The sequence below is a fragment of the Pantoea sp. DY-15 genome, assembly GCF_019795935.1.
GTDB classification, from domain to species: domain Bacteria; phylum Pseudomonadota; class Gammaproteobacteria; order Enterobacterales; family Enterobacteriaceae; genus Pantoea; species Pantoea leporis.
On sequence record NZ_JAIMIF010000004.1, the window covers coordinates 525,181 to 537,158 of the forward strand.

10 protein-coding genes are annotated in these 11,978 nt (G+C 55.1%); 5 read left to right on the plus strand and 5 right to left on the minus strand.

Annotation, left to right across the window (positions count from 1 at the left end; translation table 11 throughout):
* Positions 1–133 precede the first annotated feature (133 nt).
* From fhuA to fhuB, 4 genes are read left to right on the plus strand one after another with little or no spacing between them, the layout of a single operon-like run.
* The gene (fhuA, locus tag K5Y32_RS17515; RefSeq protein WP_222185292.1) at positions 134–2,332 is read left to right on the plus strand and encodes a ferrichrome porin FhuA; all 2,199 of its coding nucleotides are present in this window, start codon (positions 134–136) and stop codon (positions 2,330–2,332) included.
* A gap of 55 nt (positions 2,333–2,387) precedes the next feature.
* Positions 2,388–3,182, plus strand: coding sequence for a Fe3+-hydroxamate ABC transporter ATP-binding protein FhuC (fhuC, locus tag K5Y32_RS17520; protein ID WP_007888799.1), 795 nt, complete (start codon positions 2,388–2,390; stop codon positions 3,180–3,182).
* 9 nt (positions 3,183–3,191) lie between these two features.
* Positions 3,192–4,070, plus strand: a complete 879-nt coding sequence (gene fhuD, locus K5Y32_RS17525) for a Fe(3+)-hydroxamate ABC transporter substrate-binding protein FhuD (RefSeq protein ID WP_222185293.1) — start codon at positions 3,192–3,194, stop codon at positions 4,068–4,070.
* The gene (gene fhuB, locus K5Y32_RS17530; protein WP_222185294.1) at positions 4,070–6,043 is read left to right on the plus strand and encodes a Fe(3+)-hydroxamate ABC transporter permease FhuB; all 1,974 of its coding nucleotides are present in this window, start codon (positions 4,070–4,072) and stop codon (positions 6,041–6,043) included. Before fhuD ends, fhuB begins: the two co-directional genes overlap by 1 nt.
* 2 nt (positions 6,044–6,045) lie before the next feature.
* Here the strand turns inward: fhuB and K5Y32_RS17535 are convergent, their stop codons facing one another.
* Together K5Y32_RS17535 and hemL are read right to left on the minus strand one after the other, a co-directional pair.
* Positions 6,046–8,079 (minus strand): glycosyltransferase family 9 protein, encoded by a 2,034-nt coding sequence (locus tag K5Y32_RS17535; RefSeq protein ID WP_222185295.1) that lies wholly within the window; start codon positions 8,077–8,079, stop codon positions 6,046–6,048.
* A gap of 131 nt (positions 8,080–8,210) precedes the next feature.
* The gene (gene hemL / locus K5Y32_RS17540; protein ID WP_101762056.1) at positions 8,211–9,491 is read right to left on the minus strand and encodes a glutamate-1-semialdehyde 2,1-aminomutase; all 1,281 of its coding nucleotides are present in this window, start codon (positions 9,489–9,491) and stop codon (positions 8,211–8,213) included.
* Positions 9,492–9,691: 200 nt separating this feature from the next.
* Here hemL and erpA point away from each other — a divergent pair, with 200 nt between their 5' ends.
* Positions 9,692–10,039 (plus strand): iron-sulfur cluster insertion protein ErpA, encoded by a 348-nt coding sequence (erpA, locus tag K5Y32_RS17545; RefSeq protein ID WP_007893884.1) that lies wholly within the window; start codon positions 9,692–9,694, stop codon positions 10,037–10,039.
* Between the two features lie 35 nt (positions 10,040–10,074).
* Here the strand turns inward: erpA and K5Y32_RS17550 are convergent, their stop codons facing one another.
* The 3 genes from K5Y32_RS17550 to mtnN all read right to left on the minus strand — a co-directional run bounded on the left by K5Y32_RS17550 (position 10,075) and on the right by mtnN (position 11,935).
* Positions 10,075–10,326 (minus strand): hypothetical protein, encoded by a 252-nt coding sequence (locus K5Y32_RS17550; protein ID WP_222185296.1) that lies wholly within the window; start codon positions 10,324–10,326, stop codon positions 10,075–10,077.
* Between the two features lie 108 nt (positions 10,327–10,434).
* Positions 10,435–11,244 carry a vitamin B12 ABC transporter substrate-binding protein BtuF gene (btuF, locus tag K5Y32_RS17555; protein WP_222185297.1) on the minus strand — a complete coding sequence of 270 codons (810 nt, stop codon included), beginning with the start codon at positions 11,242–11,244 and terminating at the stop codon, positions 10,435–10,437.
* Positions 11,237–11,935 (minus strand): 5'-methylthioadenosine/S-adenosylhomocysteine nucleosidase, encoded by a 699-nt coding sequence (gene mtnN, locus K5Y32_RS17560; protein ID WP_222185298.1) that lies wholly within the window; start codon positions 11,933–11,935, stop codon positions 11,237–11,239. The genes btuF and mtnN overlap by 8 nt, the downstream gene beginning before the upstream one ends.
* Positions 11,936–11,978: the final 43 nt, after the last annotated feature.

Below are 11,978 nucleotides of genomic sequence, written 5' to 3' on the forward strand. Positions count from 1 at the left end.
ATGGGCGCTAACGCCCCGCGAAAAGCCATTAATCGTTGCGAATATGACACTATTTCGCCTAAAATCCGTGCGTCATAATAATCATTCTCGTTTGTATTCGCCTGCATCGACTTTTTTTCGAGAGACCTCACTTATGAATACGCGAAACACCAATCCTTGTTTCTTACGCCCGCGTTCGCTGGCTTGGTTTATTTCACTGACTCTGGGTACGTTCAGCGTGCAGGCGTTGGCAGAAGATACTGTGGTTGTTAGCGCCGATGGCGGCAGCGGTGTTGAGCAAGAGAAAGCGTGGGGCCCGTCGCCAACCATCGCGGCCAAACGCAGCGCCACCGGCACCAAAACCGATACGCCGATTGAGAAGAACCCGCAGTCCATCTCGGTGGTTACGCAGGAAGAGATGGCGATGAAAAACGTCACCAGCGTGAAAGGGGCTTTCAACTACACGCCAGGCGTGTTGACCGGTAACCGCGGTAGCTCCAATGTCATCGATGCGCTATCTATTCGCGGCTTCAGCGAAACCAACACCAACCAATATCTTGATGGCCTGAAACTGCAGGGTGATAACTACTCTGAGTTTGCTATCGATCCCTATTTCCTCGAGCGCGCCGAACTGTTGCGCGGTCCGGTTTCGGTGCTGTACGGCAAGAGCAATCCGGGCGGCGTGGTGTCGCTGGTGAGTAAGCGTCCTACGCAGGAGACGCTGCGTGAAGTGCAGTTCAAGATGGGCACCAACAATCAGTTTTCCACCGGTTTTGATTTCGGCGGCTCGCTGGATGATGACGGCGTTTACAGCTATCGCCTGACCGGCCTCGCGCGCAGCGCCGATGCGCAGCAGGATATGAACAAAGAGAAGCGCTACACCATTGCGCCGTCGTTCAGCTGGCGTCCGGATGAAAATACGCGTTTCGATCTGCTGACCTACTTCCAGAACGAACCGGAAACTGGCTACTACGGCTGGTTGCCGCGTCAGGGCACCGTGGTGGGCATCACGCGTCCTGACGGCAGCAGCTACAAGCTGCCGACCAACTTTGATGAAGGCGAAGACAGCAACAAGATTTCGCGCAACACCAAGATGGTGGGCTACAACTTCGAGCACAGCTTCAACGACACCTGGACGGTGCGGCAGAATCTGCGCTATGCGGATCTGAGAACGGATTATCGCAGTATTTATGGCAATGGTTTTAATGCCGAGACACAGCAAATCACCCGCGGTTCAGCGGTTTCTAATGAAAAGCTGAATCAGTTTGCAGTCGATAACCAGGCGCAGGCTAAATTTGCGACGGGACAGGTTGATCACACACTTTTGCTGGGTGTCGATTTCCAGCGCACGCGTAACGATATTGATGCGCAATTTGGTACTGCATCACCGCTGAATGCCGTTAATCCACAATATGGCGACGACAGCGTTACGCCGTTCCCTGATCCTTATCAGCACCTTAATAAGCAGCGCCAAACCGGTTTATACGCGCAGGATCAGATGGAGTGGAACCGCTGGGTGTTAACCCTCGGCGGCCGTTACGACTACGCTATGAACTCGGTTTACAATCGCGTAGCCAATAGCGTTGATCGCCAGAACGATCAGGCTTTCACCTGGCGTGGCGGTCTGAACTATGTGTTTGATAACGGTATCGCGCCTTACTTCAGTTACAGCGAAGCCTTCATTCCGAACTCAGGTTCAACCTTTGATGGCCAAGCCTTCGATCCTTCACGCGCGAAGCAATATGAAGCCGGTGTGAAATACGTACCGAAAGATCGTCCGGTGGTATTAACTGCAGCGGTCTATCAGCTGACTAAAACCAAAAACCTGACAGCCGATCCGGATACCCTTAACCACCCAAATGCCAGCATTCAGAGTGGTGAAATTCGCTCGCGTGGCGTGGAGCTGGAAGCCAAAGCCGCGTTGAATGCCAACATCAATATGACCGCGTCTTATACCTACACCGATGCGGAATACACCGAAGACACTAATCTGAAAGGCAAAACGCCAGTGCAGGTGCCGAAGCATATGGCATCGCTGTGGAGTGATTACACCTTCCATGAGACGGCGCTGTCGGGCATGACCGTGGGTGCGGGTGTGCGTTATGTGGGCGAGAGCAAAGGGTTGTACGCCAGCGGCGACGATGTGAACCAAAACTTCGACGTAGCCGGTTACACCACCGTTGATGCCGCGCTGAAATACGATCTCGCACGCTTTGGCATGCCGGGCTCCACCATCGGCGTTAACGTCAATAACCTGTTCGATCGTGAATACGTCGCCAGCTGCTACCGCGATTATGCCTGCTACTGGGGCGCTGAGCGCCAGATTGTCGGTACTGCGACTTTCCGTTTCTAATCGTGTTACGTAGGTCGCCATAAATGGCGACTCTACTGATTAACCAGGGATTATCATGCAGCATCCGCACCACGCAGAAACCACCTTCAGGCTGGATAACGTCAGTTTTCGTGTGCCAGGCCGCACGCTGCTGCATCCGCTGTCTCTTACTTTTGCACCGGGCAAAGTCACCGCGCTGATTGGTCATAACGGTTCCGGCAAATCCACGCTGCTAAAAATGCTTGGTCGTCACCATGCGGCGAGTGAAGGGCGCGTGTTGCTGAATGAGGACGCGGTTGATAACTGGGGCAGCAAAGATTTTGCGCGTCAGGTGGCGTATCTGCCGCAGCAGCTGCCGGCAGCGGAAGGCATGACGGTGCGCGAGCTGGTGGCGATTGGCCGCTATCCGTGGCACGGCGCGCTGGGCCGTTATGGTCAGGAAGATCGCGATCGAGTGGAAGAGGCGATTACGCTGGTGGGATTAAAGCCTTTTGCCGGGCGTCTGGTGGATAGCCTTTCCGGCGGCGAGCGTCAGCGTGCCTGGCTGGCGATGCTGGTGGCGCAGAACAGTCGCTGCCTGTTGCTGGATGAACCGACATCGGCGCTGGATATCGCGCATCAGGTTGATGTGCTGGCGCTGATTCAGCGTCTCAGCCGCGAGCGTGGGCTGACGGTGATTGCGGTGCTGCACGATCTCAACATGGCGGCGCGCTATTGCGATCGTCTGGTGGCATTGCGCGGTGGCGAAGTGATTGCCGAAGGCGGCCCCGAGGTGATTATGCAGGCCGATGTGCTGGGCAACATTTACGGTATTCCGATGGGCATTTTGCCGCATCCGCTGGGCGGCGCGCCCGTCAGTTTCGTTTACTAAGGCCTCGCCATGTTCGACATTTCTCGCCGCCGCCTGCTGACGGCGCTGGCGCTTTCCCCGTTGATGTCCGCGTTGCCGCTGCGTGCCGCCGTGCCGGATGCACAGCGCATTCTGGCGCTGGAGTGGCTGCCGGTGGAGCTGCTGATGGCGCTCGGCGTGACGCCACTCGGCGTGGCCGACATGCACAACTACAACATTTGGGTCGGCGATCCGCAGCTGCCGTCCAGCGTTATCGATCTTGGCCTGCGCACCGAACCCAATCTGGAGCTGATGACGCAGCTCGAACCTTCACTCATTCTGCACTCCAATGGTTACGGTCCGGCGCTGGATAAGCTGCAGCGCATCGCGCCGACCATGGGTTTTGACCTCAATAGCGGCGATGGCAAACCGCTCAGCACCGCGCGTCACTCATTGCAGGCGCTCGGCATGCGTCTTGGCCGTGAAGCGCAGGCCGTGCAGCATCTGCAGTATGTGGATGAACAGCTGGCGGCGGCGCGTGAACGCCTCAAGCCGTGGGCCGATCGTCCGGTGCTGCTGATGTCGCTGATGGACAGCCGCCACGCGATTACCTTCGGTAAAAATAGTTTGTTCCTTGAGGTGATGGAGATCCTTGGCTTGAGCAATGCCTGGCAGGGCGAAACCAACTTCTGGGGCAGCGCAGTCGTTGGGCTGGAGCGGCTGGCGGACGTGGGTGATGTGCAGGTGATCTGCTTCGATCACGATAACGATCGCGATATGCAGCAAGTGATGGCTACCGCGCTGTGGCAGGCGCTGCCATTTGTGCGTGCGCAGCGTTTCCAGCGCGTGCCGGCGGTGTGGTATTACGGCGCGACCTATTCGGCGCTGAAATTTGTCCGCGTGCTGGAACACGCGCTGGAGTCGCACTGATGCGCAATCGTCTTTTTCCCGTCGCGCTGCTGAGTGCGGTCTTTCTGCTGGCGCTGGCCTTAAGCGTGATCAATCTGCGCCAGGCGCTGCCGAGCGATCAGTGGTCGCAGGCGTTTTTCGCCCCGGACATCAACAACATCCAGCAAGTGGTGTTTCATCACAGCTTGTTGTCGCGGCTGGCGCTGTCGCTGCTGGTTGGCGCAGGCCTTGGCCTGGCTGGTTTGCTGTTTCAACAGGTGCTGCGTAATCCGCTGGCGGAACCCACCACGCTGGGCGTGTCGTCGGGCGCTCAGCTGGGGATTACCGTCGCGACGTTGTGGCATTTGCCGGGCGGCGAGCTAACGCAGCAGTTTGCGGCGATGGGCGGCGCGGTGATTGTCGGTATTCTGGTGTTCGGCGTGGCCTGGGGCAAACGTCTGTCGCCGGTGACACTGATTCTGGCTGGCCTGGTGCTGAGTTTGTACGCCGGTTCGGTGAATCAAATCTTCGCTATTTTCAATCACGATCAGTTGCAGAACATGTTCCTGTGGAGCACCGGCGCGCTCAACCAGCTGGATGGACACAATGTGGCGCAGCTGTGGCCGCGTCTGCTGCTGGCGTTTGTGGTGGCGCTGGCGCTGCTGCGTCCGCTGACGCTGATGGGGCTCGACGATGGCGTAGCAAAAAACCTCGGTCTGGCGCTGTCGGCGGCACGTATTGCTGCGCTGGCGCTGGCGATTTTACTTAGCGCGCAACTGGTCAATGTTGCAGGCATCATCGGCTTTATCGGCCTGTTCGCGCCGCTGCTGGCGAAGATGCTCGGCGGGCGTCGCCTGATCAGCCGCATGATGCTGGCGCCGCTGATCGGTGCGCTGCTGCTGTGGCTGGCCGATCAGTGCGTGCTATGGCTGACCAGCCACTGGCGTGAAGTGTCTACCGGCACGGCGACCGCGCTAATCGGCGTGCCGATTCTGCTTTGGTTGCTGCCGCGCCTGCGTACCGGATCGGTGCCGCCAGCGCTTAATCAGGGCGATAGCGTGCCGGCTGAGCGGCAGAACGTCTTGCGCTGGTGTCTGGTCGGTTTGCTGATTCTGGCCGTGTTTAGCTGGGTTGGCATCACCTTTGGCCGCGATGCGCACGGCTTTGCGTGGGTGGGCGGCGATATGCTGCAGCAGCTGCTGCCGTGGCGCGCACCGCGCGTATTGGCCGCGCTGATGGTGGGCATGATGCTCGGCGTGGCGGGTGCGCTGATCCAGCGGCTTACCGGTAATCCGATGGCGAGCCCGGAAGTGTTGGGCATTAGCTCGGGTGCAGCGTGCGGCGTGGTGGTGATGATGTTCTTCGTGCCGGGCGATGCGGTGGCGTGGCTGTTGCCTGCCGGTGCGCTGGGGGCGGCGTTGACGCTGTTGATTATTATGCTGGTGGCGAGTCGCGGCGGCTTCTCGCCAGAACGCATGTTGCTGGCGGGCATGGCGCTTAACAGCGCGTTTGTCACACTTTTGATGGTGCTGCTGGCCAGCGGCGATCCGCGCATGGCGGGCTTGCTGAGCTGGATTTCCGGTTCAACCTACAACATCAATATGCAACAGGCCGTGCAAAGTGCGGTGGTGGGTTTGGTGCTGATGGCGCTGGCGCCGCTGGCGAGTCGCTGGTTGACGCTATTACCACTCGGTAGCGCTACCGCGCGTTCAGCGGGCATGGCGCTCACCACTTCGCGACTCAGCCTGCTGTTGCTGGCGGCGTCATTGACCGCCACGGCCACGTTAACCATCGGGCCGCTGAGCTTTATCGGGCTGATGGCGCCGCATATCGTGCGCATGCTCGGGTTCCGCCGTGCATTACCGCAGGTGCTGATGGCCGGTTTGTTGGGCGGCGGTTTGATGATGTTCGCCGACTGGTGCGGCAGGGTGTTGGCGTTTCCTGATCAGATCCCCGCCGGATTGATGGCGACCTTCTTTGGTGCACCATACTTTATCTGGCTATTGCGGCGTTGACGTTAAAAGGGTAGGCGATCGGCGAATGGAATGTAATGGTCCGAATCCAGGAAGTCTTGAATTGCTTGCCAGAAGTGCGCTGGAGAGTATTCATTCAGGCAGGCATATTCGTTCTCATTAGGGCACCATTTCGCGAATGCTTCACCAGAGAAATATTGCTGTGTTTCCGGGCGGGTTGGTATTCTGAACGCTTCATTAATAAAGGTTTCACCACATTGACCAAACTGACAGCCGCGATTTATCGCGCTAGCATTCCAGCCCATTTTTCCCTTGCGTATGGGAAGACGATACTGTCCAGGAATGTTTGAATAGAGCGCGCAAATGGCAATGTTGCTGTTGGCGGCTAAAGCTACTGGGCCTGCATCGCAACTGACCAGTAAATCGCAGTGGTCCATTAAAATCGTGCTTTCAATTGGTGAGAACACATCAATGGCATCGACAATGCGCGGATCATCCCAAACCGGCATGCCTTTTTGTTTGTACTTATTGTGATTACTGCCAATGAATACCACGCGCCAGCCATTATCCAGGAAATTATTGCAAAGGGCTGACCAATGCTGTTGCGGCCATGAGCGATTAGGAGCCCCGATCGCCGGATGCAATAGGACGGTTTTAACATTCAAGAGTTGGTGCTGCTGAATAAATTGTTCAACCCGCTTTTGATCATCGACTGTTTTTTGCAAGATTAATTGCTGTTCAGTCTCTCGGTAAGAGATGGATAATTTTGTGCATATTGCTGATTGCATGTGTTCGGGAGCAAGGACAGTTTGCCAATCTATAATATTGATGTATTTATTTTTTTTAATTGCTCGCTGCAACTCCTCATAATGTTTAATGGGATGATCAATATCCCAAACGGCATCTACATAGGGCGATCGCAGAGCGAGCGAATGATATATTTTCGGTAAGTTAATAACGATTTCGCCAGCGTATTTAGCGCGGAAAGTAGGCAGCGTACTGAGCAAAAAGAGTAAGTCGCCCATCGATGCTTCCATATTAAATACCCAGTAATCTTCCCGAAGAATAGCCGCGTCATGCGATGTGGCCTCCACTTTAAGTTGATTCCAAATCTCAACGTCTCCCGCACTTTTCATCTCGTCTTGTGGGAAAAATGTGGCAATTTCTGGCGAAACCCACCAGGGTAACATCTGTACTTGGGCAGCCGAGGGCATGTCATTTAAATTTGATGCGAAGGTTTGATATATAATATTCCCTTCATGCTGAATACTTTCGCGATATATATTCAGTGCAGGTATAGGCTTAAACCAGGGCATTTCATTGCTATCCATTATCCATAATAAAGGAAGACCAGGATTGATCAGGTTGCTGAGCACTTTAGCTGGAATGTTTAATAATTTACAGAGGGTTAATTTGTCTATCTGGCTAAGATGTTTGTTAGCAGGTAAAGGCAACTTATAAATGTCTTGGCTCAATTCAGAGGCCAACGATGATGTGCTCTGTAACATCGTAATGTCCAACCAGAAGTAAGTGGTGGAGTAAAAACGTTGCCATAGCAGATGTGAAATTTGCTTGCCACCATTAACCAATGGGATTTCAGGCTTTTTAAGCCAATTACTGAGTTGCTGCTCTTCAATGTTCATCAGCGATGCCAGAGATATCTCAGGATAGGCGAACAACTGCTGACGTTTTTCGACATCGCTGTGATTACCATCATAAATGTTGAGATGAAGTGACTTTGCCACTGATCCAGGCAGGCTCTGCAAGATTTGTTGCATGATAGTAAGCAGCATGTTTTGTTGGCTAAAAACGGTAACGAGCGTGTAATGAAATTTTTTGTTCAGCGATTGCAGCGTCTGTTGCAGGCGAGCATTGAGATAAACATCCTTCTCAATAATAAGACTGTTATTCACATTTAGATATTTGCTATTCAAGGTGCCTGGTGCAGCAATGAATACATGAATGACACGGGAATCGAGCTTGGTTTCAAGATAGTCAACCAACATGGCGAGCCGAGAGAATCCCATCTCCAGAGAATAGATTTTTAACGATACCTTCACTTTAATAACTCTCATCATCACAGAAAACTAATCACTAGCAAAAATCGCGCCAAGATTAACTTTCTTATTTATCAATAATTTGATGAGGTGTGAGGAAGTAGGGTTTCCGGAAAATAAGAATGGGCTGGTTCTATCCCAGCCCACCCTGATTAGAGTTTGGCGAAGCTGCGGCGTGCCGCATCGATGGTGCGTTGAATATCTTCTTTACTGTGCGCCAGCGACATAAAGCCCGCTTCAAAAGCAGATGGCGCAAGGTAAACGCCTTCTTCCAGCATCAGGTGGAAGAAACGCTTAAAGCGCTCAACGTCACACTGAGTGACGTCCTGATAGCAGGTTACTTCATCGGCATCAGTGAAGAAAATCCCGAACATACCGCCCACGTGGTTGATCACCAGCGGAATATTTTCGGCTTTCGCTGCGGCCAGCAAGCCTTGTGCTAACTGCGTGGTCAGATCGGTCAACGTGCTGTGGGTGCCTGGCTGCGCAATTTGCGACAGACACGCGAAGCCCGCCGCCATGGCAATCGGGTTACCGGACAAGGTACCGGCCTGATAAACCGGACCGGTTGGTGCCAGCGCATCCATCACATCACGACGACCACCAAAGGCACCGACCGGCATGCCGCCGCCGATGATTTTACCAAGACAGGTCAGGTCTGGCGTCACGTCGTAATAGGCCTGAGCACCGCCTAATGCGACACGGAAGCCGGTCATCACTTCGTCGATAATCAGCAGCGCACCGAATTCGTCACACAGCGTACGCAGGCCTGGCAGGAAGTCTGGCTGCGGTGGAATGCAGTTCATGTTGCCCGCTACCGGCTCAACGATGATGCAGGCAATATCCTCAGGATACTGCTCGAAAGCTGCACGCACAGTGCTGAGATCGTTATAGGTGCAGGTCAGCGTGTGCTTAGCGAAATCGGCCGGTACGCCCGGCGAGTTTGGCTGGCCGAGCGTCAGCGCGCCGGAGCCGGCTTTCACCAGCAGGCAGTCGGCGTGGCCGTGATAGCAGCCTTCGAACTTGATGATTTTGTCGCGATGGGTGAAGCCGCGCGCCAGGCGAATGGCGCTCATGGTGGCTTCGGTGCCGGAGTTAACCATGCGCACCATGTCCATGCTTGGCACCAGCTCGCACACCAGCTCGGCCATTTTCACTTCCATCTCGGTTGGCGCGCCGAAGCTCAGACCGCGCGCAGCCGCTTCAATCACTGCGTTACGGATGTTGGCGTTGTTATGACCCAGCACCATCGGGCCCCACGAACCGACATAATCGATATAGCCTTTGCCGTCGGCGTCATACAGATACGCACCGTCAGCGCGTTCGATGAACAGCGGCACACCGCCCACACCGGTAAATGCACGTACCGGGGAGTTCACACCGCCAGGGATCAGGCGTTGCGCTGCGGCATACAGGTTTTCTGACTTACTCATTGTTCTGCTCCTGCTGTTCGGGAAAAAATCTGGCGCCATTCTACGGGAATAACGGCTTGCGCTAAAGTTTAGGGTATATACTTTCCTGCGCATGCGGCGGCACGCAGTGTCAAGCGTGACACTTGATTGCACTGGACGGCTGGCAGATAATAGCGAGATTAAGGTCGTTTTCTGACCTCGACGTTTACCCGGAGTAAAAGATGAGTGACGACTTAGCAGCGCTGCCTTTGCAATTCACTGATGCAGCAGCAAAAAAAGTGAAAAACCTGATTTCTGATGAAGAAAATCCCGAGCTGAAATTGCGCGTTTACATTACCGGCGGCGGTTGCAGCGGTTTCCAGTACGGCTTCACGTTTGACGATCAAATGAATGACGGTGACATGACCATCGAGAAACAAGGCGTGGCGCTGGTGGTGGATCCGATGAGCCTGCAATATCTGGTGGGCGGTTCCGTGGATTACACCGAAGGCCTGGAAGGTTCACGTTTTATCGTGACCAACCCGAATGCCAAAACCACCTGCGGTTGTGGTTCTTCCTTCAGCATCTAATGCTGGTTCTGGCTGCCGTTCTGGTAGCCAGATTCCTACCATTCAATAGTCACTAAACGCGCAGATTCGCGGCGTTTAGCATCGCGTTTTAATACTCGTTCAGTAATGCGCGGCTGCGCGCTGAAGTGACGTCCACAATCCACTTTGGGCAGAGTATGTTCACTCTGGCGTGAGATATCGCAACGCGAGAATAACGTTAAGGTGACGGCGATAGAGCCGGTCGACGTGGCCGCACTCAGAGGTGCAGCGATCACGAGCCCTATGGCCAGCAGCAGTGCTCTGGTCATGAATAGTTCCTGGTGAAGACAAAATTGCGCTAAGCGCTAAAAATGGGCACAGAGCATACGTGGCCGCTGCGCCTTGTATTATGATTTACGACAATTTCTGCCGGATCTTTAATCTTTATTGGTGCTTTTTTTCGTCGGATATAAATCTGCACACAGCTGTTTCGCTGCCAGCAGCATGCGAGGCCCCGGACGGCTAAGCCAGTCGTCATTGATGGCGATCACCGGCACATCCAATTGCGGCTGCCAATATTGCGCGATGCTGGCGGCCCGAGCGGCATCACCCCCGATCACAATCGCCTGCGGATGGCGCATCAGCACCTGTTCGCGGCTCACCTGCGGCCAGCTAACGCCGCTATCGGCAAAAATATTCCTGCCGCCGCACAGCTCAATGACCTGGTTTTGCATGGTGTTACGCGAAGCCGTAAACAGCGGCTGCTGACCAAACTGCAAAAACAGCGGCAGCGGCGTACTTTGCTGATACTGCTTGCGCAGCGCCGCTTCCTGCGCGCGTAATGCCTGCGCCGCATCGATGGCTTGCTGCGGCTGCGGACTCCAGCGCTGTAACGCCGCCAGCGCATCGATCATTTGGTCAATGGTTTGCGGATCGATCCACTCAACCTTAATCCCGAAACGCTGCAGCTGTTCAATTTGCCGCTGTGGATTACCGCCGCGCCACGCCAGCACCACATCCGGCTTCAGTTGCAGAATGCGTTCCACTTTAATGCCTTGCCAGTTCGCCACCTGTTCCAGCGCGTTGGCCTGCGCGGGATAATCGGAGAAGGCGCTGACGGCGAGCGGCGTAATGCCTGCGGCGAAAGCCAGTTCCGTCAGATGGGGCGAAAGAGTGATGACGCGCGGCGCGGCGGCGAACAGGCTGTTGCACAGCAGCAACAGCCCAAGCAGCAGGATTTTAGCCACGCGCCAGCTGAACCAGCAGGTTTTCAACCATCAGTGAAGATTGTTTTGCCGCAACACTGAGGAACTCGTCGAAGCTGAGGTGTGATTCCTGATCGGCGACGTCAGAAATGGCGCGTACCACCACAAATGGCACCTTGAACTGATGGCAAACGTGACCAATCGCGGTCGCTTCCATCTCCACCGCAATCGCCTGCGGGAAGGTGGTGCGGATGCGTTCCAGCGGTGCAGCGCCGTTGATAAATGCATCGCCGCTCACCACCAAACCGCGTACCGCGTTGAGATCGAGCTGCTTGATAACCAGCTCAGCGGCGGCAATCAGTTTGTCATCTGCCACGAAAGCGGCGGGGCAGCTGGCCATTTGGCCTGGCTCGTAACCGAAGGCGGTGACGTCGGCATCGTGATAGCGCACTTCATCCGACACCACGATATCGCCCACTTTCAGCGTTGGCGCCAGGCCGCCGGCAGAACCGGTGTTAATTACTACATCCGGCTTGCACAGCTGAAGCAGCAACGTGGTGCCGAGCGCTGCTGCCACTTTGCCGATGCCTGATTTCAGCAGCGCCACCTCAACACCGTTCAGCGTGCCGGTATAAATTTCGCAGCCGGCCAGCGTCAGTGTCTGGCGGTTTTCGATTTTGTCACGCAGCAGAGTAACTTCCTGCTCCATCGCGCCAATAATGCCTACTTTCATAAGAATCTCGCTAATTTAATGGATGTAACCCGCAAAAGTGAGG

Excerpts from the sequence above, each read along its gene's own strand:
- hemL (WP_101762056.1), bottom strand. The coding sequence starts at position 9,491 with ATGAGTAAGTCAGAAAACCTGTATGCCGCAGCGCAACGCCTGATCCCT.
- erpA (WP_007893884.1), top strand. The coding sequence starts at position 9,692 with ATGAGTGACGACTTAGCAGCGCTGCCTTTGCAATTCACTGATGCAGCA.
- K5Y32_RS17550 (WP_222185296.1), bottom strand. The coding sequence starts at position 10,326 with ATGACCAGAGCACTGCTGCTGGCCATAGGGCTCGTGATCGCTGCACCT.
- fhuD (WP_222185293.1), top strand. The coding sequence starts at position 3,192 with ATGTTCGACATTTCTCGCCGCCGCCTGCTGACGGCGCTGGCGCTTTCC.
- fhuB (WP_222185294.1), top strand. The coding sequence starts at position 4,070 with ATGCGCAATCGTCTTTTTCCCGTCGCGCTGCTGAGTGCGGTCTTTCTG.
- K5Y32_RS17535 (WP_222185295.1), bottom strand. The coding sequence starts at position 8,079 with ATGATGAGAGTTATTAAAGTGAAGGTATCGTTAAAAATCTATTCTCTG.
- fhuC (WP_007888799.1), top strand. The coding sequence starts at position 2,388 with ATGCAGCATCCGCACCACGCAGAAACCACCTTCAGGCTGGATAACGTC.
- mtnN (WP_222185298.1), bottom strand. The coding sequence starts at position 11,935 with ATGAAAGTAGGCATTATTGGCGCGATGGAGCAGGAAGTTACTCTGCTG.
- fhuA (WP_222185292.1), top strand. The coding sequence starts at position 134 with ATGAATACGCGAAACACCAATCCTTGTTTCTTACGCCCGCGTTCGCTG.